Source organism: Ruegeria sp. BC2 (genome assembly GCF_056539245.1).
This window is the reverse complement of sequence record NZ_JBQFUQ010000001.1, coordinates 1973978-1997759: the sequence shown is the minus strand read 5'-3', so window position 1 is coordinate 1997759 and position 23782 is coordinate 1973978. Positions and strand designations below refer to the sequence as shown.

The window sequence follows — 23782 nt, the reverse complement described above, 5'->3', positions numbered from 1 at the left end:
GGCTACACATGGGCCACCTCCATCCCATGCGCGCCGCCCATCATCAGACCGATCTCTTCGACGGTCAGGCCAGTTGTGGGTCGCGGAGCGCTGAGGCGCCCTTCGTTCAAGGCGGCGAAACTGTCGGAAATCTCCATCAGTTCATCCAGATCCTGGCTGATGCAGACCACCGCCGTTCCCTTGGCCGCAAGGTCCAGAATGGCCTGACGGATCGCAGCGGCTGCGGCGGCGTCGACGCCCCAGGTCGGCTGGTTCACGACCAGAACTTCGGGGTTTTGCAGGACTTCCCGGCCGATGACGAATTTCTGCAGGTTGCCGCCCGACAGCGACCGCGCGGCGTTTTCCGGCCCCGGGGTCCGCACGTCGAATGCCTGAATGATCTTCTCCGCAAACACGCGGGTGTCGGCCCATTTCAAAAAACCGTTCTTCTCCAGAGACTCGCGCACCGAGCCGGTCAGCAGAGCGTTTTCCGTCAGGCTCATGTCCGGCGCCGCGGCATGTCCCAACCGCTCTTCTGGGGCCGTCAGCACACCCAGTCTGCGCCGGGCCGTCGGGCCCAGTTTGCCGATCGGCTGGCCGTTGAAGCGGATCGCATCCGCGTCCGTCAGGATTTCACCGGACAGAACGCCCAGCAGTTCGTCCTGACCGTTGCCGGCCACGCCGCCGATGCCAAGGACTTCGCCCTTGCGGACGGTCAGGTGCACGTTCTTCAGCGCGGTCCCGAATTCGGAAGGGGACGGAACCGAAAGCCCGGAAACATCCAGCGCGACGGGTCCGAACTCGCGCCCGGACCGTTCAGGAGTCTGAAGGGCTGATCCCACCATCATTTCGGCCATGTCGCGGGCGGATGTTTCGCTGGGTGTGCATTCACCCACGTTCTTGCCCAGCCGCAGAATGGTGGCGTGGTCGCACAGCGTGCGGATTTCCTCCAGTTTGTGCGAGATGTACAGGATCGAAGTTCCTTCCGACCGCAGTTTTTTCAGTGTTTCGAACAGGATATCTACCTCCTGCGGGGTCAGGACCGAGGTCGGTTCGTCCATGATCAGCAGCTTTGGGTCCTGCAGCAGGCAGCGGATGATCTCAACTCGCTGGCGTTCACCGGCGGACAGGTCACCAACCCGACGATACGGATCCAGCGGCAGGCCATAGGTCTCCGAGACCTCGCGAATACGCGATGCCAGATCACCCATCGGCGGCGGGCTTTCCATGCCCAGGGCGATGTTTTCGGCCACGTTGAGCGCGTCGAACAGCGAAAAATGCTGGAACACCATGGCGATGCCGTCGGCACGGGCCGCACGCGGCTCGGCCGGCGCATAGGGTTGGCCGCGCAACAGCATCGTGCCGCTGTCCGGCTTGACCAGCCCGTAGATCATCTTCACCAGCGTGGATTTTCCCGCGCCGTTTTCGCCCAGGAGGGCGTGAACTTCGCCCTCACCGATGTCAAAGGACACGTGGTCGTTGGCCACGACGCCGGGATAGGCCTTGGTCAGCCCCTGCAAGCTCAGTAGTGGAGTGGTCACGCGCTCTGGTCCTTCTTCAAGTCGTTCTGTCGGGCGGGGCGCAGAATTTGCGCTGCCACACCAACTGCGATCATCTGCGGGTGCTTGCCCAACGATGGGTCACCGATCGGGCAGGTGATCCGGGCGATCTGAGCCGGTGAGTGACCCAGCGCAGCCAGGCGCGAACGGAATCGCGCCCATTTCGTAGCCGAGCCGATCAGCCCGGCAAAGTGAAAACCGTGCGTCAATAGCCGGTTGCACAGTTCCAGATCCAGATTGTGTGAATAAGTCAGCACCAAGTGCTCGGCTTGGACCGGTGCGTGGCGCACGAGGTCGGCCGGGTTCGCTGCCGGAACCACGGTTACACCTGCTGGGATGTCAGCTGGAAACCGGTCGGCGGCGGTGTCCACCCAGGTGATGGCAAGATCGGGGAGAGGCGACAGCACATCCACAAGCGCCCGTCCGACATGACCGGCCCCCCAGATCCACAATTGGCGGGTCGGTGTGTGCACCGGCTCGATCATCCAGCCGTCAAGCAATTGTGGGTCAGGCGCGATACCCTGTGCGCGTGCGGTTGCCAGCAGCCGCTTGACCGACAATGGCATGTCACCACCGGCAGTCGGGCGTGCGATGACGGTATCGTCCAGGGCCTCGATGGATTTCAGGTCATAGACCTCGCTCAGCAGCGTTACGGCACCGCCACAGCATTGCCCGAGGTCGGGACCCAGCGCATGGCGGGACAGGCAGGTTGGGCTTTGCTGGACCCGGGCGGCCTCAGCCGCCTGATACTCCAGCGTACCACCCCCGATCGTGCCGGATTGCCCGCCCTTCCAGACCAGCATCGCGGCGCCGACCTCGCGCGGGGACGAGCCTCGAATTGCAGCAATGACCACGCGGGTCACCTTGCCATGCGTCTTGACCGCCTCCCTCAAAGTCTCCCGGTCAAATCCCATCAGGTACCTCCACGCATGCGTTGAATGGCGGTCCAGACCTCTTCGGCGGTGGCCGGGGCATTGATCGCAGGATACCCGTCGCCGCAGGCCGCAACCGCGTTCGACAACGCCAGCCAGGCCGAGATGCCCAGCATGAAAGGCGGCTCGCCCACTGCTTTTGAGCGATAGATGGTGTCTTCGCGGTTCTGACCATCCCAAAGCGCAACGTTGAACACACCCGGTCGGTCCGAACAGGCGGGGATCTTGTAGGTCGATGGCGCATGGGTGCGCAGCCGGCCTTTGTCGTCCCAGACCAGTTCCTCGGTCGTCAGCCAGCCCGCACCTTGCACATAGCCGCCCTCGACCTGCCCGATATCCAGCGCAGGGTTCAGCGAAGCACCCGCATCATGCAGGATATCCGTCCGAAGGATGCGGTTCTCGCCGGTCAGAGTGTCCACGGCGACTTCGGTCACCGAAGCTCCATAGGCGAAATAGAAGAACGGGCGCCCGCGTCCGGCGATCCGGTCCCACTCGATCTTGGGGGTCTTGTAGAACCCGGTTGCCGACAGGCTGACACGCCCCTGATAGGCCAGCGCCGCGGCTTCGGCAAAGCTGTAGCTTTCCTCGCCCACACTGACCCGGCCATCGGCAAAGACGACCGCCGATGGATCGGTCTGATGCCGCTCGGCCAGATAGGCGGCCATCCGGTCGCGGATCGTGTCGCAGGCGGCCTTGACCGCCATCCCGTTCAGATCGCTGCCGGACGAGGCCGCCGTGGCCGAGGTGTTGGGCACTTTGGCGGTATCGGTCGCGGTGATCTTCACCATCTCCAGCGGAATGCCGAACCGCGCGGCCGCCACCTGCGCCACTTTCTGGAACAGGCCCTGACCCATCTCGGTGCCGCCATGGTTCAGGTGGACCGAGCCGTCCTGATAGACATGCACCAGCGCCCCGGCCTGATTCAGGTGGGTGAGAGTGAAGGAAATCCCGAACTTGACCGGTGAAAAGGCGATGCCCTTCTTGATCACGCGGTTTTCGGCATTCCACTTCTCGACCGCCGCCTTGCGGGTTGCGTAATCGCAGGACTCCAGCAAGGCTTCGGTCATGGGATGCAGCTCGAAATCGGTGACTTCCATGCCATAGGGGGTGGTGTTCCCACCCGCGGGCACTGGCCGCACCACCGAGCGGCCGGTTTCGACGGCGCCGCGGCTGGTCAGATCCTCATGCGGATCCGGGTGGCCCAGCGGCTTGTCCCTCACCGGTTCTTCAACGCCTGCATGCGCCGGTTCATAGTAGTTCCGCCGCCGCAGTTCGACCGGGTCCAGACCCAGCACATGCGCGGCGTGATCCATCACCCGCTCGATGCCGACCATGCCCTGCGGCCCACCAAAGCCGCGATAGGCGGTTGCGGACTGTGTGTTGGTCTTCAGCCTATGGCTCTCGATCCGCGCGTTGGGCAGAAGGTAGGCGTTGTCGGAATGCAGCATCGCGCGGTCGGCGACCGGCAGCGACAGGTCCTGCGCCCAACCGCAGATGGCGTAGTGCAGGAAGGAAACACCCTGAATGTGGCCGTTTTCGTCAAAGCCGGCCTTGTAGCTGATGCGGAAGGCGTGGCGCTTGCCGGTGATGGTCATGTCATCATCCCGGTCATAGCGCATCTTGCAGGCTCGACCGGTTGCCCGTGCCGCAACTGCGCAGGCCACGGCCAGGGCGTTGCCTTGGCTTTCCTTGCCACCGAACCCGCCGCCCATCCGCCGGGTTTCGACCCGCACCGCATGCATGGGAACGCCCAAAGCGTCAGCCACCTTGTGTTGAATCTCGGTCGGGTGCTGGGTCGAGGAATGCACCAGCATGTCGCTGCCTTCGTTCGGCGCCGCCAACGCGGCCTGACCTTCCAGATAGAAATGCTCCTGCCCGCCGATCTCGAACGAGCCTTCGACCACATGCGCCGCCTGCGCGATGGCGGTTTCCGCATCGCCCTTGGCATAGATGCGGGGGCCGTCCTCGAACCGGCTGTCTGCGGCCAGAGCCTCTTCGATCGTCAGGATCGGCGTTTCCTCGGCATAGTCGATCTTGCCCAGCCGTGCCGCCTTGCGCGCCGCCAGATGGCTGGTGGCGACAACCAGAAACACGGGCTGGCCCACGTAATTCACGGTGCCGTCGGACAGCAATGGTTCGTCATGGATCGAGGGCGAGACGTCATTGGCAAAGGGCAGGTCCTCAGCGGTTATCACCATCACGACCCCCGGGGCCGCGCGGACATCTGACAGGTCCATCGCCGTTATCCGGCCCTTGGCGATCGGGCTCAGGCCGAACGCCAGATGCAACGTGCCCTTGGGCGTCGGAATGTCGTCAACATAACGGGCGACGCCGGACACATGCAGGGGTGCGGCGTCATGGGGCAGCGGCTTGGTCACGCTCATGCCGACACCTCCAGCACATTGGTCAGCTCGCCCTGATCTTCCAGGAAATAGCGTTCGAGCATGGCCTTTGCGGTCTCCAGCCGGTAGCGGGCCGAGGCACGCATGTCGCTCATCGGGGAATAGTCCTCGGCAAAGGCCGGCAAAGCGCTTTGAACGGTTTCCGCCGTCCACGGGCGACCGGTTAGCGCGGCCTCAACCTGAGTCGCGCGTTTCGGCACACCGGCCATTCCGCCAAAGGCGATCCGGGCTTGCGAGACGACGCCGTCAGAAACGGTAATGTTGAAACAGCCGCATACGGCCGAAATATCCTGATCGAACCGTTTGCTCAGCTTGTAGCATTTCAGCCGATCGGGTTGACGCAGAAAGCTGACCGCTTCCACGAACTCGCCGGGCGCGCGATCCTGCTTTCCATAGTCAATGAAGAAATCTTCAAGAGGGATCGACCGCCTCTCGTCGCCCTTGCGCAGGAGCAGCGTGGCCCCCAGCGCAATCAGCGCGGGCGGGTTGTCTCCGATGGGCGAGCCGTTCGCGATATTGCCGCCCACTGTGGCCGCGTGGCGCACTTGAACGCTGGCATAGCGCCGGATCATCTCGGCATAGGACGGATGCAGATCGGCCATCGCCGCGCCCAGGCGGTTCATGTCCACCATCGCGCCGATGTGGACCTCGTCTTCGGTGATCGAGATCTCCTTCAGATCGTCGCAGCCGCCCAGAAAGATCACCGGGTCCAGGTTCCGCAGCTGTTTTGTGACCCAAAGGCCGACATCGGTGGCACCCGCGATCAAAGTTGCACCGGGATGGGCGGCAAAGACCTTGGCCAGTTCGTCGGAGGACTTCGGCAGAAGGGGTGAGGCCGGCTTGGCTGCAACCGGCTTGTCCTTGACCCAGACCGGCACCGGCTGGTCTTCAACGGCTTTTGCCGCGCGGATGATCGGCGCATAGCCGGTGCAGCGGCACAGGTTGCCGGCCAGTTGCGTGTCATGATCCGTCGCGCCATTCGCGTGGCTGGCGACCATCGACATCACGAAACCGGGCGTGCAGAATCCACATTGCGAGCCATGAAGGTCCACCATCGCCTGCTGCACGGGATGCGGCTCGCCGTCGGGCCCGCTCGCCCCCTCGACCGTGCGCACTGCCTTGCCGTGCAGTTGAGGCAGAAAAAGAATGCAGGAATTCAGCGCCTTGGCGCCGGCCTCATCCGTCACCATGACGGTGCAGGCCCCGCAATCGCCCTCGTTGCAGCCTTCCTTCGTGCCGGTCAGACCGCGATCCTCGCGCAGCCAATCCAGCAATGTGGCCGTCGGATCGACATCCGCCAGCTCCACTGTCTCTCCGTTCAGAAGAAACGTGATATTCATTCTTGAAACCCGTCGCCTTACCCGGTTGCGCCCATGGGTGCTCCTGTCTCGATGCGACGTAGAGAAAGAAGCGGGCTTGTAGCTTGCCTGAAGATGTTAGAAACAGCCTGTGCGCGCTGGCAAGAAAAACTGCCTGCCGAATGTACCATTCCCGATCCCATGCCTTGATATGCACCACGTTTTTATTATCTAGGCATCTGAATTGAAAGAGATTTTGGTGTAACCCAGGTGGCGTCGGCTGAAGCACCTTCTGGAATCTCCGAATAATGCGCGGCTATTTTTTCAGCAATCACCTCTAACTGTTCCGGCTTTTTCCCGGGTCGCGAGTGCGATAGCCTGCCTCGTATGAGCAGTACCCCTCGATTCATCCACCTCCGAGTTCACACCGAATACTCCCTTCTTGAGGGGGCGGTGCGCCTGAAGAAACTGCCAACGCTGTGCGAGCAGATGGACATGCCGGCCGTTGCGGTGACAGACACCAACAACATGTTCGCGGCGCTGGAATTTTCGGTTACCGCAAGCGGTGCGGGTGTGCAGCCGATCATGGGCTGCCAAGTTGATCTGGCATATGTCCAAGCGCAGCCGGGGGAAAAACCCAAGCCCCCCGCGCCGATTGTACTGCTGGCACAGTCTGAGACGGGGTACGAGCATCTGATGAAGCTCAGCTCGTGCCTGTATGTGGACAAGGGCGGGCAGTTGCCGCAGGTCACGCTTGAGGAGTTGGCTGCGCATTCCGATGGGCTGATCTGCTTGACCGGCGGACCGGACGGCCCCGTTGGCCGCCTGTTGCAGCAGGGCCAGCGTCCGGCGGCCGAGTTGCTGGTAGATCGGTTGGCCGCGATGTTCCCCGATCGGCTTTATATCGAACTGCAACGTCATCCCGGCGAGGATGGCCAGCCCGAGGCCGAGCGCCTGACCGAGCGCGGCCATGTGGAAATGGCCTATGCCAAGAACCTGCCTCTGGTGGCCACGAATGACGTCTATTTCCCGACCTCGGATATGTATGAGGCGCATGATGCGCTGATCTGCATTGCCGAGGGTGCCTATGTCGACCAGCAGGAAGGTCGTCGCCGCCTGACCGCGCAGCATTACTTCAAATCTCCGCAGGAAATGGCCACGCTCTTTGCCGATCTGCCCGAGGCGATCGCAAACACGGTCGAGATTGCCAAACGTTGCGCCTTCATGGCCTACAAACGGGATCCGATCCTGCCGAAATTCGCCGATGACGAGGTCGAGGAGCTACGCCGCCAGGCCAACGAGGGTCTGCAGGCCCGACTGGCGGTGATCCCGCACGCTGTCCCAGCTGAGGAATACCAGAAGCGTCTGGATTTCGAATTGGACATCATCGAGGGCATGGGGTTCCCCGGTTACTTCCTGATCGTTGCGGACTTCATCAAATGGGCCAAGGATCATGACATCCCCGTCGGTCCGGGCCGTGGCTCGGGCGCGGGTTCGCTGGTGGCCTATGCGCTGACGATTACCGACCTTGACCCGTTGCGTTACAGCCTGCTGTTCGAACGCTTCCTGAACCCCGAACGGGTGTCGATGCCCGACTTTGACATCGACTTCTGCATGGACCGCCGCGAAGAGGTGATCCGGTATGTTCAGCAGAAATACGGCCGCGACAAGGTTGGCCAGATCATCACCTTCGGCGCGCTCTTGTCCAAGGCCGCGGTGCGCGACATCGGGCGGGTGCTGCAGATGCCTTACGGCCAGGTGGATCGCCTGTCCAAGATGATCCCGGTCGAAGGCGTCAAGCCGGTGTCGATCGAGAAGGCCCTGAAAGACGAACCGCGTCTGCGCGAAGAAGCCCGCAACGAAGAGGTGGTCGACCGCCTTCTGACTTATGGCCAGCAGGTCGAGGGGCTGCTGCGCAACGCTTCGACCCACGCCGCTGGCGTGGTGATCGGCGACCGGCCGCTGGACGAGCTGGTGCCGCTCTATCAGGACCCCCGCTCGGACATGCCTGCCACCCAGTTCAACATGAAGTGGGTCGAACAGGCCGGTCTGGTGAAATTCGACTTTCTGGGCCTCAAGACTCTGACGGTCATCCAGAACGCCATGGACCTGATCTTCAAGTCCGGACGGCCATTGCACGTGGCGGCCGACGGTCGGCAGCTTTATGAGCCGGCCGAGGGGGCCGAGAACCAGATCAACGCCATCCCGCTGGATGACCCGGCCACCTACAAGCTCTATTCCGCGGCCAAGACCGTGGCGGTGTTCCAGGTTGAAAGCTCGGGCATGATGGATGCGCTCAAGCGCATGAAACCCACCTGCATCGAGGACATCGTGGCGCTGGTCGCGCTCTACCGTCCCGGCCCGATGGAGAACATCCCGACCTATTGCGAGGTCAAGAATGGCCAGCGCAAGATCACCTCGGTCCACCCGCTGATCGACCACATTCTGGAAGAAACACAAGGCATCATCGTCTACCAGGAGCAGGTGATGCAGATCGCGCAGGTCATGGCGGGCTACAGCCTCGGCGGCGCCGACCTGCTGCGCCGCGCGATGGGTAAAAAAATCAAAGAGGCGATGGACGCCGAGCGCCCGAAATTCGAGGCCGGGGCAGCCGCGAACGGGGTAGATGCCAAGAAGGCGTCCGAGGTGTTCGACCTGCTGGAGAAATTCGCCAACTACGGCTTCAACAAATCTCACGCGGCGGCCTACGCGGTGGTCAGCTATCAGACCGGCTGGCTGAAGGCGAACCACCCGGTCGAATTCATGGCCGGTGTCATGAACTGCGATATCCATCTGACCGACAAGCTGGCGATCTATTTCGAAGAGGTCCGCAAGGGTTTGGAACTGCCCTACGTGCCGCCTTGCATAAACCGGTCGCAGGCAACGTTTGATGTGGTGGATGGCAAGCTGGTCTATGCGCTGGGCGCGCTCAAGAACGTGGGCGTCGAGGCGATGAACCTCGTGGTGCAGGGCAGGGGCGACAAGCCGTTCGTCAACCTCTTTGACTTTGCCCGCCGGGTCGATCTGAAGAAGGTCGGAAAACGGCCGCTGGAGATGCTGGCGCGCGCGGGCGCCTTTGACGAGCTGGACAAGAACCGCCGCCGGGTCTTCGAAAGCCTCGAACAGCTGGTGCAGTATTCGGCGGCGATCCACGAACAGAAGAACTCGAACCAGGTCTCGCTGTTCGGCGAGGCGGGCGACGACCTGCCCGAACCGCGCCTGTCGAAATCGCCCGACTGGCTACCCGCCGAACGGCTGAGCGAAGAGTTCAAGGCGATCGGCTTCTACCTCTCCGGGCACCCGCTGGACGACTATATGCCCGCGCTGAAACGCAAGCAGGTGATGACGCTGGACGAGGTTACCGAAAAGGCACGCTCGGGTCCGTTGATCGCCAAGATGGCCGGTGTGGTCGCCGGGCGACAGGAGCGGAAATCGGCCAAGGGCAACCGTTTCGCCTTTGCACAGCTGTCCGACCCGACGGGGGCGTACGAGGTGACGCTGTTCTCGGAAACCCTAGAGAAATCACGCGAATATCTGGAAACCGGCGCGCAGGTCGTGCTGACGGCCGAAGCCACGATGGAGGCTGACCAGCTGAAGCTGCTGGCGCGCTCGGTCGGGCCGGCGGATTCAGTCGTGGCCGAGGCCGGCGCGACCGGGCTTCGTATCTTTTTGGACCAATCACAGGCGCTGTCGACGGTCGCCAGCGTTCTTGCGGATGCTGCGGGGGCGGCCAAAAACGCCTCGAAAGGGCCGATCCATTTGTGTCTGCTGGATCCGGGCTTGCCGGGAGAGGTCGAGATGGACCTGGGGCAGGAATTCCCGATCAATCCCCAGATCAAGAGTGCCATCAAATCACTGGATGGGGTCTTGTCCGTCGAAGAGGTCTAGGGTGGCGGTCCCGCCAAACCCTAGTAGTCACGCTCGAAGAAAATCCCGATGCCGGTATCGCCGCGCCCATCTACGGTGCCGCGCACCGTCACGCTGTCGCTGACGTCCAGGTTCAGGTTCACCTCGGTGTCGCCTTCGGTGTTCACGGTGAAATCGGTGTACAGGTTGTCGCTTAAATAAGCACCGGCGCCTAGACGCCCGCCGCCGCCCTCGGTCGCGCCGACGTCGACAGTATCTACGCCCGTGGCGTCCCGAACGCCCTTGGTGGCATCGCCACCGGCACCGCTCAGCTGGGCCAGCGACGCGGCCATCTGGGCGATGACAAACGGGGACAGTTCGGAAAAGCGGTTGCCGAACAGCAGCATGGCCAGCGCCTCTTCGGCGGGGCGTTCGGGGTCCGAGAAAACATCGACTGTCGGAGAATCCAACGGGCCCGCGATTTCCAACGTTGCGGTTCCATCCGAAGTGCTGGCCGAGGATTCGAATTCGATATACGGCGTCAGGTCGCCCTGCAGGCTGACCACGCCTTTGGTCAGCGCCAGCCTCCGGCCAAGGATGTCCAGATTGCCGCGGATCAGTTCGATCTGGCCCGATGGGATGACGGATTTGGTGGTGCCCTTGATGAAGATCGCACCGCCCAATTCAGCATTCACACCGCGACCTCGCACGAAAACCGCCTTGGGGGCCAACAGGCTGATGTCGAGAGATATGCGAGAGTCCGATTGCGACGTTTTCTCTTTTTCTACCAGCTGCGCCCGTTCCCGAGTGACGTAGCTGGCATTGCTTTCGTTCACGTGTTCGATCTTCGGGATCGGCGCGGCCCCCACCGCGCCTGATGCCGCGGCCAGGTTGATATTGGTCTCGCCAAACGTGATCTGCCCGGCCAGCGAACTGTTCCCTGCCAGGGCGCCCGTAATTGCGATCTGGCCGTTCAACGTGGTCTCGTACAGAAGATTGTCGGTCAGGACGAGATTGTTGATTGCAGTTGTGATCTGCGCGTTGAAAGGCGGTGTCAGGTCGACCGGGCCACTGACCGTAAATCCGCCTCCGGCGCGCATGCCGCCGCGCATCGAAATCGTTGCTCGGCTGTTGGCAAGGTCTACAGTTCCGCCGATATCGGTGATGGTCTGCCCAACGCTGGGGATCGCCATCGACGTCCCTGAGGTGGTGATCTGACCACTCAGCGACTCCAGCGCCGGCTTGCCCTTCAACGCCAGGTCGAACCGGGCCGATCCGTCGATCTTGTTGGGCGTGATGAAGATGTTTGCAATGCCCAAATTGACGCCGCCCTGTGCGGAGATGTCGGCATTGCCCGAGGCTTCGTCGTAGGTTCCCTTGACTGCACTGCTGATCTCGGCCGGTCCGGCGGCATTGGCATCAATGGTCCACACGCCGTTCTGGCGCGTTGCATTGCCTTTCGCCGTCAAGCTGCCCGGAAACTCGGGCGCAAAACGTTCGACCCGATCAAACTTGGCGTCAAAGTCCAGGTCAGCCGAGCCATCCGTATTTACGCTGCCGACAAGATTGGCATAGGACGTCTCCGGGCCGGTCACTCTGACCGTGCCCTCGACACCGCTGGATGTGGGGGCCACATTCCCGTTCACCTTCAGCGGTCCCGTCAGGCTCTGTGAAACCCGGGCGAGGTCGTCCAACGCGGCGGAGAAGCTCAGCCCGCCGCTTTCGCGGCTCAAGATGCCGGATGCGTTGGCGGACAAGGCTGTCCCTGCAAGCCGGAAGTTGCGGATGTTCAACCCTTCCTCGCCGTTCGATGCGTCGACTGTCAGCGTCGTCTGTCCGGGGATCAGCGCATCCACCGCTTGGATTCCGGTCAAGATGTCCTCTGCATTGATTTTGCCCTGCACGTCGAAGACTTTGCTGCCACGGGCCCCTCGACCGGTCACATCCGCCGTGACCGCGCCCGCCAACGTACGGCCTGCCAGTCCGGAAAAGACGGACAGGTCGGGGGCATTGACCTGCGCCTGACCGTCAAAGGCCAGGTTTCCGGTCGGATCGTCGATGGTTGCCGCGACTTGGGCATTCAGCGCGGCTGCGTCAACGGTTGCCTTGCGGATTTCGATCCGGTCACCGGTGCGCGCGCCGTCGAAGTTCAGGACGACGCGCCCGGTCACAAGCGGATCCACCTGATCCAGCCCGGTTTGCAGGTCTGTAGTCGTCACCTGCGCAGTGCCATCAAACTCAAGGGTCTGCACGGTGCCCTTGCCATCCACCTGGGCCTGAACGGTCCCCGCAAGGTCGCGCTTGGCGAGGCCGGAGAATACCGAAAGGTCAGAGGCATTCACCCGGGCCTGGCCGTCGATGGTGAAATTGCCGTTCGGAGTGGTGACCGCGCCATCCGCCTGTGCGTTCAGGGTTTCGCCGTCGATGGTGAAAGCGCGGATCAGGATGCCGTTTGCATCCCGCTTGGCGTCCAGCGTGATGTCCGTCTCGCCCGCTATGATGGGGTCGATATCGTCCCGACCAGTGGACAGGTTTTGTCCGGAAACGGCCAGCTTGCCGTCAAAACTGCCCTCCAACGGCGAGCCCGCCCCCTCGACCCGGACCGATGCCCGGCCGCCCAGATCCAATTTGGCGACCTCAGAGAAACGAGACAGATCGGACGCCTGCATCGTTGCCGATCCGTCAATCTTCAGACCGCTTTCAAGCCCGCTGACGACAGCATCGGCGGTCGCTGAATAGTCGGTTCCCCCAAGTTCGAAACCCGAGAGTCGGAGCGACTTGTCCCGTCCGTATTCGAACAGGCCATCAAGGGTGACGCGATCGCCCACCGCTGTGTTCAGAGCAGGATCAGCCAAGTCCAAACCGTCCAGAGAGGCTTGAAGGTCTCCGGTCAGGTCCAGACCGCCGATCTGAGTCAGGGTGCCCTGCGCGGTCAACCGCGTGTGCGCAATCTGGACTTGGGGTGTGACAACATTCTCGGTCGTCAGGCTCAGGTCCCAATGATTGCCGTTTTCGTGGTCGAAAAGCGCAGAGAGCTGTGCGGCCTTGACGGATGTGTCTCCTCCACCGAATGGCAGGACCACGTCGTCCCCGGCCGGCGGCGAGATCCTTGCCTGGACGGCTACCAGTTGCAGCGCTCCGCCTGTTCCAAGGCTGAGCTGCGCTTCCAGTTTCAAAGCTTCGGACGTGATGTCCGCCTCGGTAATCTCCAGCGCACCTTGGGCTCCGGTGCGGCCATCGATATACAGACGTGTATCCGTACCGAAGAAGGTATCCATGTTGGTGGCCAGAAATGGGGTCAGGTCGCCGCCCAGGTCGGCGGTAAAGGCAATGCCTTCGTCTGCCGCCCCTTCCGTCTTCTCTATCCCGCGCAGGCGCACCTGGCCCGAGACACGGTCGACATTGTCACTGCTCAGCCCGATATCCGCCGTGAAATCGGTGATCGGACCGGACCCTTTGGCCGTCAGGCCGATGGGTGGGCTGTCCGGTATTTTCAATGCGGTCGAAATCAACCCGCCTGACGCCTCGGAGACGGTCAAGTCCAGGTCGATTTGCCGGCTTTCGTTCTGGAAACTGGCCACAAGATTTATCTGATCGCCGGCCCGGTCCAACCGGTTGATGTCCAGCTTGGTGTCCAGCGCGCCATCGGCCAGATTCAGGTTTCCGTCCACTGAAAGGTCTGCTGCAACGCCGATCAGCGGTTCGCCCAGGGACAACTCGTCGACGCGCAGTTCACCGATCTCGATCGCCACGGGCAGTTCGGGCAGTTGAAAGGGTTCGGTCTCGGCGGTGGCGGCCGGTTCGTCTGTGGTGGTCTTGCCGGGTGCGCGTGCGATGTCGATTTCTTCGGCGGTCAGGGCGTTCACGGAAAACCGGCCGCGGATCAGGGCCAGCCGGTTCCAATCCAGCTCGGCGTTTTTGATGGTCAGCCAGACTCCTTCGTCGTCGGCCACCGTGATCTCCTGGATGCGTGCGCGAGAGCTCAGCGCGCCCTCCAAGCCGATGACCCGGATATTTCGGTTGTCTCCGGATAACGTGTTCTGCAGGAAATCGGTCAGCAGACCGCCGCTCTCTTCCTCTTGCGCGGCCACGGGGCCGGACAGGGCAAAGGCGGTTGCCCCGACTGCCAGAGGATATGAAAGGTAACGCCTCAAAATGCTTGCCCAATCCCGATATAGAACTGCAGCCCGTTGCCCGTGTCACCTTGCACAGGCACCGCCAAGTCCAGCCTTAGCGGGCCGAAGCCGCCCAGATCGTACCGAACGCCAAGGCCCGCGCCCGCGTGGTACTCGGCGCCACTGCCGATGAACGAGGACGTGTCTACGATACCGTAGTCGTAAAACCCAACAAGAGACAGCTTTTCGGTGACCTTGCCGCGTACCTCGCCCGACAGGCCAAGAAAGGACTTGCCGCCGGCAATGCCCGTGCCGACGGGGACACCAAGGCTTTCATAGGGCTGACCGCGCACGGTGCCCGCGCCGCCGGAGAAGAACAGGAAATCCGGTGTGACACCATCCGCCGGGGGGCCGAGGATCGATCCAAGTTGCACCCGCCCGGCCAGCACGATCCGGCCGCCAGTGCCCAGGCTGGTATAGGCGCGACCGTCGAAAAACAGGCGCAGCCCGGTATCCGTGCCCGAGATGCCGACAAAGGGCATGAACTGGCTGTCCAGGTAATACCCGCGGGTGGCGCTGACCTTGCTGTCGCGTTTGTCCCACTCGGACCGGAACGGAATGATGAAATATCTGAACTTGCGGCCGTCACCATAGGCGTCGTCAGCGTTCGAGATGGAAAAGCCCACAGCCGCCTCGGCATACAACTCGTCCGAGAACGTCCGCCGCGCACCATAGGTCAGCGAGGCAACCGACACGCTGTAATTGTCGGTATTTCGGCGCTCGAGCAGCGCGCTCCAGAAGGTGTTGTCGTCCGGGCCCAGTCGGTCGGGCTGATCCAGACGCAGACCCAACCGCCCGTCGATATCCTCAGACCCGCCGATGTTTCGGATGGCGGCCTCAAAGCGCAGCCGCTGGGCGCGCCGGAACACGTTGCGGTGGGTCCACGTCGCGGTCAGGTCCAAGCCATCGCGCGAGGCCAGTTCGACCCCGAACGTCAGGCGGCGTTTGGGCAAGTCCTCGAAGGTGGCGTCGAAATCCAGCGTGCCGTCCGGGTTCGGCGTGTCCCGTTCCTGGATCGAGACGGTGCTGAACGTACCAGTCCGCCGCAGCCGTGTGCCGACCTTTTGCAACTTTTCGGGCGAGTAGACCTCGCCCGACGGGAAACCGGCGATTTTCTCGATCGAACTGTGGCGGACATCGGTGCCGCCTTCGATATACATCTTGCCGAACTTCAGGCGCGGCCCCTGATCCAGGTCGATCCGGGCGTCCAGCTGGGCCTGTGCGTGCCGGGCGATGATCTGTTGATCGCGCAGTTTCGCTTTGGCGTGGCCCGCGTCCTTCCAGGCCTGAATCCCGGCCGAAGTCGCCTGTTGAATGGCGCCGGTCGTGGCCAGCTTGCCGGGGGCAAACTCTTCGGGCAATTCGGTATCGGGGGCCAAAGGCTGAACGACTGCGGTTCCGAAATTGTACGCTTTGCCGGGGCGAATGGTGATCGTTGCCCGATTGATCTGCGCAGGAACGCTCAGCGAGCTGAGATCTGCCGCTTCTTTCCCGTCCAGCTTGATGCTGACCGACGGGCCGAAATATCCGGCATCATAGAGGATTTGTACGATCGTTCGGTAATCCGACAACGCGGCTGACAGAACTTCAAGCGGCGTGTCCAGCCCCCGGTTGTCGGCAGTCATGACCGAGGACGTTTCCTCAATCTGCTTTTTCAAGTCGTCCGACAATCCTGGCGCTGCAAGCGATGTTTCCAGTGCCATCGCACAGGTCGGGGCGAGGGCAAAAAACACACCCGCACACCAGTTCTTCAGACCGCCCCTACGTCTGCTCGCCTGCATCAAATGGCTCCACCTGTCCCGGGCCGCATTGATTTGCGCTGCTTGTCGCGGCGCCGCGATCCCTTGGAAACAGTTAGATCATCTCAAACCGCTCAGGCAAAGAAATAAACGCGGTTTTCCCAGTTCCCATGCGAAGTTGTGGAAAAGCTGCCGCTACAGGCCCGCGTTTCGGAACCAGCGGATAATGGCCTCGCGGTCTTCGGGTTCCATATAGGTGACGTTGGCCGGCGGCATCGCGTGGCTGACTCCAGCCTGCAGATAGATTTGCTCGGCATTGCGCGCGATGTCACCTTCGGTCTCCAGAAGAACACCCTTGGGGGCCCAGAGGATTCCGTCCCAGACGGGCTCGCGCGCGTGGCACATGGAACAGCGCCCCAAGACTACGTCATGGGCTTCTTCAAAGCCGCTGGCCTGCACAAAGCGCTCCTCGAACTGGGTCAGAGGCTGCGCCTCGGCCTCTTCCAGCGGTTTGTACATCGGCGCAGTGGACAGCCACATGATGGCGATGAACAGCAGGGCCGTCACAAGCCAGGTCCAGGTCGGGTTGCCGGCCCGGGCGTGGCGCGTATTGAAGTAGTGCCGGATGGTGACACCCATCAGGAACACCAGCGCCGCGATGATCCAGTTGTATTCGGTCGCAAAGGCCAGCGGGTAATGGTTCGACAGCATCAGGAAGACCACCGGCAAAGTCAGATAGTTGTTGTGGGTCGAGCGCAGCTTGGCGATCTTGCCGTATTTCGGGTCCGGGGTGCGGCCGTTTTTCAGGTCATCCACCACGATCCGTTGGTTGGGCATGATGATAAAAAACACATTGGCCGTCATGATCGTGGCGGTGAAAGCGCCCAGATGCAGCATCATCGCGCGGCCAGTGAAGATCTGGTTGTATCCCCAACCCATCGCCACAAGCAGAACGAACAGTAGCAGCATCAGCAGGGTCGGACGCTCACCCAGGCCAGATTTGCACAGGAAGTCATAGATCAGCCAGCCCACGGTCAGCGACGCCGCCGAGATCAGGATGCCCTGCCAAAGCGCCAGATCGGCCTTCTGTGCGTCGATCAGATACAGCTCGCCGCCCACCCAATAGACGATCATCAACAAGGCCGCACCGCTGAGCCAGGTTGCATAGCTTTCCCATTTGAACCAGGTCAGGTGGTCGGGCATCCGCTCGGGCGCCACAAGGTATTTCTGAATATGGTAGAAGCCGCCGCCATGCACCTGCCATTCCTCGCCATCCGCAGGACCGGGGATGTCGCGGTTCAGGCCGAGGTCCAGCGCGATGAAATAGAATGACGATCCGATCCAGGCGATTGCCGTGATGACATGCAGCCACCGCACCGCAAATGCCATCCAGTCCCAGAACACGGCGAATTCATACATGCAAAGCTCTCCGATTGCTTGCCGACACACTAGGCAAACGGGATTTTCTTCGGTATTCCCGTATATTGTCAAACTGTATCAAAAAAAACGAAAAGATGTCCTATCTCGACAATATCCGTACCTTTGTCCGGGTCTATGATCTTGGCAGCATGTCCGCGGCCGGGCGCGATCTGCGAATCTCGCCAGCGGTGACTTCGGCGCGGATTTCCCAGCTCGAAGATCATTTGGGTGTGCGATTGTTCCAGCGTACGACCCGAAACCTCAGCCCGACCGAGCAGGGCCGGGCGTTCTACCCCGGTGCGGTTGCGGTTCTGGATGCCGTGAACGAGGCCGAAGCGCAGGTCGTGCACCTGACCGAAGCGCCCCGGGGATCGCTTTTCGTAGCGGCTCCACTGGGGGTCGGGCGACGGCTGTTGGCGCCTCAAGTGCCTGAATTTCTTGCCGACTACCCCGAGATTGACGTGCGGCTGCGTCTGACGGACAGGTCTGTTGATCTCACGACCGAAGGGCTGGATCTGGCGTTCTTCATCGGTCAACCCGAAGACAGCACATTGCGGATCCGCAAAATCGCGGATTGCCAGCGTGTCTTGTGTGCTGCGCCAGACTATGTCGCGCGCCGAGGCATGCCCCGGACCGGGGCGGAGCTGATCTCGGACCGGCACGAATGCCTGAACCTGCGATTCCCCGGGGCGACCGAGTTCCAATGGCTGCTGCAGACAGCCGAAGGACTCAAACGGTTTGCGGTGTCCGGACGGTTCGAGTGCGACGATGGCGATGTTCTGACTGATTGGGCGCTGGCTGGGCAGGGGATCGCGATGAAACCCGTTTTTGAAGTGGCCGAGCATCTCAAGGCCGGGCGACTGGTGCCCGTTGCCGTCGACACGCCACCGGTTTCGGTCCAGATGGCTTGTCTCTACACGCATCGGCGTCATCAGGACCCCAAAGCGCGACTGTTCATGGATTTCATGATCTCGCGGATCGGCGATGTGGTGCGGATGTCGCAGGTCTGAGGGGTCAGCTGCCCCGGTAGGTCGAATACCCGAATGGCGACAGCAAAAGCGGAACATGGTAATGCGCCTCGGGGTCGGACATGCCGAACCGGATCGGTATTTGATCAAGGAAAAGAGGGTCTTCAACGGCTTGCCCGGAGGCCCGCAGGTAGTCCCCCGCAAAGAAGATCAATTCGTAGATACCGGTTTTGAAAGTCTTTTCCGGCAGGATGGGACTGTCGGTGCGCCCGTCCGCATTGGTTTCCATCTCAACCAATTTCCGGTGCGAATTGCCCGACACGCGGTACAACGCGATTTTCAGCCCCTCGGCCGGACATCCCCGCGCCGTGTCCAGAACATGGGTCGTCAGATAACCTGCCACGAGTAGCTCCTGCTGTTGTCTGTACGTTTCGTCTTCGGATGCCATTTTAGGCAATCCGGTTTGCATTGCCCACCTTGCGGCAAAGGCCATGGCGCAGGGAACGCCGAAACAACCGGAAACAGCGTTCGGATTGATTTGATAATCCATCACGGTTTTATGGGATAAACCGAATGGAAGCCTGAAATTGAAGACGGAAAGCAGAATGCAGCCCCCCCGATACCCCCGCGACATGATTGGATATGGAGCCAACCCGCCAGAAGCCCAGTGGCCGGGCGGGGCCAAGCTGGCAGTGCAGATCGTGCTAAACTATGAAGAGGGCGGCGAAAACTGCGTGCTGCATGGCGACGCCGCGTCCGAAGCGTTTCTGTCCGAAATCGTGGGCGCCGCACCCTGGCCCGGCCAGCGTCATTGGAACATGGAATCCATCTATGAATACGGCGCCCGCGCCGGTTTCTGGCGGCTGCATCGCTTGATGGCCGACTTGCCGGTGACCGTCTATGGCGTGGCCACCGCGCTGGCGCGCTCGCCCGATCAGGTGGCGGCGATGAAATCCGCCGGTTGGGAGATCGCCAGCCACGGCTTGAAATGGGTCGAACACAAGGACATGCCCGAAGACGAGGAGCGCGCCCAGATCGTCGAGGCGATCCGCCTGCACACTGAGGTGGTCGGAGACCGTCCGCGCGGCTGGTACACGGGGCGGTGCTCGGACAACACCGTTCGGCTGGTGGCCGAGGAAGGCGGGTTTGCCTATGTGGCCGACACCTACGCCGACGATCTGCCTTATTGGGTGCAAACCGGCGGGCGCGACCAGCTGATCGTGCCCTATACGCTGGACTGCAACGACATGCGCTTTGCCACGCCGCAGGGGTTCAACTCGGGCGATCAGTTCTTTGCGTATCTGCGCGACAGTTTCGATGCGCTCTATGCCGAGGGGCAGGCGGGCGCGCCCAAGATGCTGTCGATCGGTCTGCATTGCCGCCTGGTCGGCCGGCCGGGCCGGGTGATGGCGCTGAAGCGGTTCCTGGACTATGCGCGCGGCTTTTCCGACGTGTGGTTCGCGACCCGGTTGCAGATTGCCGAACACTGGGCGGCGCAGCACCCGCCGCAGGATCGCCCACGCCCCTCGCAGATGGACCGCGACGCCTTCGTGGCGGCCTATGGCGGCATCTTCGAACATTCACCCTGGATCGCCGAGCGCGCCTGGGCGCTGGAATTGGGCCCCGCTCACGATACGGCGGGCGGGCTGCACAACGCGCTGGCGCGGGTGTTCCGTTCGGCCTCGTCCGAGGAACGTCTGGGCGTTCTGACTGCACACCCGGATCTGGCGGGCAAGCTGGCGCAGGCCAAACGCCTGACGGCCGAAAGCACCTCGGAACAGGCCTCGGCCGGGTTGGACGCCCTGACCGACGCCGAGCGCGACGCCTTCACCGATTTGAACACGCGTTACACCGAAAAATTCGGCTTTCCCTTCATCATCGCGGTGCGCGACCACGACAAGGCCTCGATCCTGCATGCGTTCCAGCGGCGCATCGAGAATGACCGCGAGACCGAGCTCGCCGAAGCCTGCTGTCAGGTCGAGCGCATCGCCGAGTTCCGGCTGCGCGACGTGCTGCCCTCATGACTCGGAACATTCCTATCGCGCCGCTGACGGCCCAAGCCTTTGCGCCGTTCGGCGACGTGCTCGAGGTTTCGGGCGCACCGGACAAGATCATCAACCAGGGTCAGTGCGGGCGGTATCACGACCGGGCGGTTCTGGACTTTGCGGACGGGCGCGCGGGGATCAGCCTGTTCGACGCCAACCCACGGACATTGCCCTATCAACTGGACATGGTCGAACGTCACCCTCTGGGCAGCCAGGCCTTCATTCCCATGTCCCACCAGCCGTTCCTGGTGATCGTCGCGCCGGATGAGGATGGCGTTCCCGGCCGGCCGCTGGCCTTCGTGACGCAACCGGGGCAGGGGGTAAACTATCATCGCGGCACGTGGCACGGCGTGCTGACGCCGCTGCACGCGCCAGGCCTTTTCGCGGTAGTCGACCGTATCGGTTCAGGCGCAAACCTCGAGGAGCACTGGTTCGACACCCCTTACGAGGTGGTTGAACGCTAAGCCAATTTTGAAGCCGTCGGAGAAGCGGCAAGACCCCCATGAGAAAACAGGGAGACAGTTGAGATCATGGCCGAAACTTCGATAGGAACACCCGATCAGCTTCGGGATCCGAATTACACGCCTGCGCTGCACAAGGCGATACCACTTGGGATTCAGCACGTTCTGGCAATGTTTGTGTCAAACGTGACCCCCGCCATCATCGTGGCCGGTGCGGCCGGGTTTGGCTTCGGGTCGAACTCGCCCGATTTTCCCGAGCTGCTGTATCTGATCCAGATGTCGATGCTGTTTGCAGGGTTGGCGACCTTGTTGCAGACCATCACGCTGGGCCCGGTTGGTGCGGCATTGCCCATCGTTCAGGGAACAAGCTTTGCGTTCCTGCCCATCATGATCCCATTGGTGGCTGGCAAGGGCGTTGAGGCCCTTGCCGCGCTGTTCGGAGGCGTTCTGATCGGCGGCATCTTTCACGCCTGCCTTGGGATGTTCATTGGCAAGATCCGCTTCGCTCTGCCGCCATTGGTCACGGGCCTTGTTGTGACGATGATCGGATTGGCACTTGTCAAGGTCGGCATCCAATATGCGGCGGGTGGTGTCCCTGCGATCGGTACGCCGGAATACGGATCGCTGCTCAACTGGTCTGCGGCACTGGTCGTCGTGATCGTCACGCTGGGCCTCAAGTTCTTTGCCCGCGGAATGCTGTCGGTGTCTGCGGTTCTGGTCGGATTGGCTGTCGGCTATGTCTACGCCCTGATGGTCGGAATGGTGACGTTCGAAGCCATTGGAACAAGCTGGTCGCGGGCCGCTGGTTTCGCGCTGCCGGTGCCCTTCAAATATGGGTTCGAATTCTCGCTGGCGGCGGTGATCGGGTTCTGCCTCATGGCTTTCGTGTCAGCGGTCGAAACCGTCGGTGACGTTTCGGGCATTACCAAAGGTGGTGCGGGTCGCGAGGCCACGGACAAAGAGATCGCGGGAGCGACCTACGCAGATGGTGTTGGCACGGCTGTCGCCGGTATCTTTGGCGGTTTGCCGAATACCTCGTTCAGTCAGAACGTTGGTCTGATCGCGATGACCGGTGTCATGAGCCGCCATGTCGTCACGATTGGTGCGCTGTTCCTGATCCTATGCGGACTTGTTCCCAAGGTCGGCGCCATCATACGCACTGTTCCGATCGAAGTTCTGGGGGGCGGTGTGATCGTCATGTTCGGCATGGTGGTGGCTGCCGGTATTTCGATGTTGTCCGACGTGGACTGGAATCGCCGCAACATGGTGATCTTCGCAATCTCGCTGTCGATCGGGCTCGGTTTGCAGCTGGAGCCCGGCGCGGTTCAGCACTTGCCGGACACAATCCGCATCCTGATGACAAGCGGACTGTTGCCCGCAGCGCTGATCGCCATCGTGCTGAACCTCATTCTGCCGCATGAACTGGCCGAGGAATCGACCGAAGAGGTCTCGGGCGGAATGGCCGGTCACGGCGCTGGCAGTTTGCCGCACGACTGAAACCTGTAACTCAGCCCTGCAGCGCCAAGCGCGCTGCGGGCTATTCCGTCTGAGCCATCATCCCGGCGACATCGAGCATACGGGCCGAAAAACCCCACTCATTGTCATACCATCCGAAAACCCGGACCTGATTTTGCCCGACGACACGTGTTTCCGGTCCGGCAATCACCAGCGATTCCGGTCGCGCACGCAGATCGGACGAGACCAGCGGCAAGTCGGTCCAGCCGAGCACCTTTGATGCCTCGACGGCGCGGCTCAATTCGGCAGAGAACAGCTCCGGATCCATTCCATTTTGCAGGGTCACGACCAGATCGATGGCCGAGACGCTGGCAGTGGGCACCCGCACAGCCGCACCGGAAATACGTCCGGCCAGATGCGGCAGAACCACGTCGATCAGATGGGTCGCGCTTGACGTGGTGGGTACCATCGACAAGGCCCCAGCCCGCGACCGCGCCAGGTCTCCACGCGGAGCGTCCACCATCGGCTGGCTGTTGGTGTAGCAGTGAATCGTGGTCATGTGCGCTGAGGCGATGCCCCCGATCTCGTCGATCACCTTGGCCAGCGGCGCCAGCGCGTTGGTGGTGCAGGACGCGTTCGATACAATCCGGGCATTGCCCAGCATGTCTTCGTTGGCGCCCAGAACGATCGTTGTCTCGGCGGCCGGGGACGGGCCGGAAATCAGCACCTTGCCAGCCCCTGCCTGCAGGCCCCGGATTGCGACATCCGAACTGCGCGCGATACCCGTGCAATCCAGCATCACGTCCACGCCGGACAGATCGACATCGGCAAGGTCGTCGCTGTGGCTCAGTGGAATCGAATGTCCATCTACCTGCAAGGCCCCGGCGCTGGTTTCGACCGAACCGGCATAGGGGCCGAACGTGCTGTCGTACTTGAACAGATAGGCACAGGTCTCCAGCGGTGCGATGTCGTTGATCAGCACCACTTGAACATCCGAACCCGCTGGCAGGGCCATGACCTGCCGCAGGATCGTGCGGCCGATGCGGCCGAATCCGTTGATTGCGAGTTTCATGCGCAAGCTATGGCAGGCCGTTTGACCGACCTCAATGCCCGTATGGCGTCGCCGCTATCCGCAGCTGACCTGCGAGAAGAACTGGCCCGAAATATTCTGGTACATGCTTGACCGGATCACCTTGCACCCGGTTGCCTGCTGGATGGCCGCAATGGCCTGAACCGTGCGCAGGCGCGGCGGCGGGCCGAACGGGTTGAGGTTGTTGTTGTCGCGGGTCGCACGATACACGACAGGGGCGTCCGCAACCTGCGTCACAGCCCATGTGCGGCTCATGACGGATACGGTTTTGGTCGCTTCCTTTGCCACGACCGGGGCGGTGTCGACGGCGACCATGAGGCCGATCATGGCCAGTGCCGTCAGAGGGGCGCGCAGTTTCATCGACCAATCTCCACGAATGAACAAAACGAAATCACCTCTGATTTCAGCAAATTC

The 23782-nt window shown here is 62.0% G+C and carries 15 protein-coding genes; 5 read left to right on the top strand and 10 right to left on the bottom strand.

Translation table 11 applies throughout. The annotated features are described in order from the left end of the window. Nucleotides 1-2 precede the first annotated feature (2 nt). The 4 genes from ACR0CU_RS09885 to xdhA are packed head-to-tail and all read right to left on the bottom strand — an operon-like array spanning nucleotide 3 to nucleotide 6212. Nucleotides 3-1520: an ABC transporter ATP-binding protein gene (locus tag ACR0CU_RS09885; RefSeq protein ID WP_170370916.1), complete on the bottom strand. Its 1518-nt coding sequence runs from the start codon at nucleotides 1518-1520 to the stop codon at nucleotides 3-5. Next, complete coding sequence (xdhC, locus tag ACR0CU_RS09880; protein ID WP_170446973.1) at nucleotides 1517-2452, bottom strand: xanthine dehydrogenase accessory protein XdhC; 936 nt, start codon at nucleotides 2450-2452, stop codon at nucleotides 1517-1519. The genes ACR0CU_RS09885 and xdhC overlap by 4 nt, the downstream gene beginning before the upstream one ends. After that, on the bottom strand, nucleotides 2452-4854 hold the full coding sequence (gene xdhB / locus ACR0CU_RS09875) for a xanthine dehydrogenase molybdopterin binding subunit (RefSeq protein ID WP_170446971.1): 2403 nt from the start codon (nucleotides 4852-4854) through the stop codon (nucleotides 2452-2454). Before xdhB ends, xdhC begins: the two co-directional genes overlap by 1 nt. Next, on the bottom strand, nucleotides 4851-6212 hold the full coding sequence (gene xdhA / locus ACR0CU_RS09870; RefSeq protein ID WP_170446969.1) for a xanthine dehydrogenase small subunit: 1362 nt from the start codon (nucleotides 6210-6212) through the stop codon (nucleotides 4851-4853). The genes xdhB and xdhA overlap by 4 nt, the downstream gene beginning before the upstream one ends. A 345-nt stretch (nucleotides 6213-6557) precedes the next feature. Between xdhA and dnaE the strand changes: the two genes are divergently transcribed. Next, nucleotides 6558-10058, top strand: a complete 3501-nt coding sequence (gene dnaE / locus ACR0CU_RS09865; protein ID WP_170446967.1) for a DNA polymerase III subunit alpha — start codon at nucleotides 6558-6560, stop codon at nucleotides 10056-10058. A 20-nt stretch (nucleotides 10059-10078) separates the two neighbouring features. Here the strand turns inward: dnaE and ACR0CU_RS09860 are convergent, their stop codons facing one another. The 3 genes from ACR0CU_RS09860 to ACR0CU_RS09850 all read right to left on the bottom strand — a co-directional run bounded on the left by ACR0CU_RS09860 (nucleotide 10079) and on the right by ACR0CU_RS09850 (nucleotide 17349). Beyond that, the gene (locus ACR0CU_RS09860) at nucleotides 10079-14170 is read right to left on the bottom strand and encodes a translocation/assembly module TamB domain-containing protein (protein WP_480642919.1); all 4092 of its coding nucleotides are present in this window, start codon (nucleotides 14168-14170) and stop codon (nucleotides 10079-10081) included. Next, complete coding sequence (locus tag ACR0CU_RS09855) at nucleotides 14167-15894, bottom strand: autotransporter assembly complex protein TamA (RefSeq protein WP_254437564.1); 1728 nt, start codon at nucleotides 15892-15894, stop codon at nucleotides 14167-14169. The genes ACR0CU_RS09860 and ACR0CU_RS09855 overlap by 4 nt, the downstream gene beginning before the upstream one ends. Before the next feature lie 231 nt (nucleotides 15895-16125). Continuing rightward, nucleotides 16126-17349 (bottom strand): urate hydroxylase PuuD, encoded by a 1224-nt coding sequence (locus ACR0CU_RS09850; RefSeq protein WP_170366689.1) that lies wholly within the window; start codon nucleotides 17347-17349, stop codon nucleotides 16126-16128. 95 nt (nucleotides 17350-17444) lie between these two features. On the opposite strand from ACR0CU_RS09850, the gene ACR0CU_RS09845 reads away from it, so the two are divergent. Beyond that, a complete protein-coding gene (locus tag ACR0CU_RS09845; protein ID WP_170446963.1) occupies nucleotides 17445-18359 on the top strand; it encodes a LysR family transcriptional regulator in 915 nt (304 codons plus the stop codon). 4 nt (nucleotides 18360-18363) lie between these two features. Here the strand turns inward: ACR0CU_RS09845 and uraH are convergent, their stop codons facing one another. Continuing rightward, complete coding sequence (uraH, locus tag ACR0CU_RS09840; RefSeq protein WP_093963044.1) at nucleotides 18364-18720, bottom strand: hydroxyisourate hydrolase; 357 nt, start codon at nucleotides 18718-18720, stop codon at nucleotides 18364-18366. A 202-nt stretch (nucleotides 18721-18922) separates the two neighbouring features. On the opposite strand from uraH, the gene puuE reads away from it, so the two are divergent. The 3 genes from puuE to ACR0CU_RS09825 all read left to right on the top strand — a co-directional run bounded on the left by puuE (nucleotide 18923) and on the right by ACR0CU_RS09825 (nucleotide 22320). Next, on the top strand, nucleotides 18923-20341 hold the full coding sequence (gene puuE / locus ACR0CU_RS09835) for an allantoinase PuuE (RefSeq protein ID WP_170446961.1): 1419 nt from the start codon (nucleotides 18923-18925) through the stop codon (nucleotides 20339-20341). Next, a complete protein-coding gene (locus ACR0CU_RS09830; protein ID WP_170446960.1) occupies nucleotides 20338-20826 on the top strand; it encodes an ureidoglycolate lyase in 489 nt (162 codons plus the stop codon). The genes puuE and ACR0CU_RS09830 overlap by 4 nt, the downstream gene beginning before the upstream one ends. A gap of 66 nt (nucleotides 20827-20892) precedes the next feature. Then, on the top strand, nucleotides 20893-22320 hold the full coding sequence (locus ACR0CU_RS09825) for a uracil-xanthine permease family protein (protein WP_093962810.1): 1428 nt from the start codon (nucleotides 20893-20895) through the stop codon (nucleotides 22318-22320). A 40-nt stretch (nucleotides 22321-22360) separates the two neighbouring features. Here the strand turns inward: ACR0CU_RS09825 and ACR0CU_RS09820 are convergent, their stop codons facing one another. Together ACR0CU_RS09820 and ACR0CU_RS09815 are read right to left on the bottom strand one after the other, a co-directional pair. Beyond that, on the bottom strand, nucleotides 22361-23350 hold the full coding sequence (locus tag ACR0CU_RS09820) for a type I glyceraldehyde-3-phosphate dehydrogenase (RefSeq protein WP_170446956.1): 990 nt from the start codon (nucleotides 23348-23350) through the stop codon (nucleotides 22361-22363). 54 nt (nucleotides 23351-23404) lie between these two features. Next, on the bottom strand, nucleotides 23405-23728 hold the full coding sequence (locus ACR0CU_RS09815; RefSeq protein WP_170337821.1) for a hypothetical protein: 324 nt from the start codon (nucleotides 23726-23728) through the stop codon (nucleotides 23405-23407). Between the last annotated feature and the right edge of the window lie 54 nt (nucleotides 23729-23782).

Bases quoted from the DNA above. Each gene is read 5' to 3' on its own strand.
- dnaE (WP_170446967.1), top strand. From the start codon at position 6,558: ATGAGCAGTACCCCTCGATTCATCCACCTCCGAGTTCACACCGAATAC.
- ACR0CU_RS09845 (WP_170446963.1), top strand. From the start codon at position 17,445: ATGTCCTATCTCGACAATATCCGTACCTTTGTCCGGGTCTATGATCTT.
- xdhA (WP_170446969.1), bottom strand. From the start codon at position 6,212: ATGAATATCACGTTTCTTCTGAACGGAGAGACAGTGGAGCTGGCGGAT.
- ACR0CU_RS09825 (WP_093962810.1), top strand. From the start codon at position 20,893: ATGGCCGAAACTTCGATAGGAACACCCGATCAGCTTCGGGATCCGAAT.
- ACR0CU_RS09830 (WP_170446960.1), top strand. From the start codon at position 20,338: ATGACTCGGAACATTCCTATCGCGCCGCTGACGGCCCAAGCCTTTGCG.
- ACR0CU_RS09815 (WP_170337821.1), bottom strand. From the start codon at position 23,728: ATGAAACTGCGCGCCCCTCTGACGGCACTGGCCATGATCGGCCTCATG.
- ACR0CU_RS09855 (WP_254437564.1), bottom strand. From the start codon at position 15,894: ATGGCACTGGAAACATCGCTTGCAGCGCCAGGATTGTCGGACGACTTG.
- ACR0CU_RS09850 (WP_170366689.1), bottom strand. From the start codon at position 17,349: ATGTATGAATTCGCCGTGTTCTGGGACTGGATGGCATTTGCGGTGCGG.
- puuE (WP_170446961.1), top strand. From the start codon at position 18,923: ATGCAGCCCCCCCGATACCCCCGCGACATGATTGGATATGGAGCCAAC.
- xdhC (WP_170446973.1), bottom strand. From the start codon at position 2,452: ATGGGATTTGACCGGGAGACTTTGAGGGAGGCGGTCAAGACGCATGGC.
- ACR0CU_RS09820 (WP_170446956.1), bottom strand. From the start codon at position 23,350: ATGAAACTCGCAATCAACGGATTCGGCCGCATCGGCCGCACGATCCTG.
- xdhB (WP_170446971.1), bottom strand. From the start codon at position 4,854: ATGAGCGTGACCAAGCCGCTGCCCCATGACGCCGCACCCCTGCATGTG.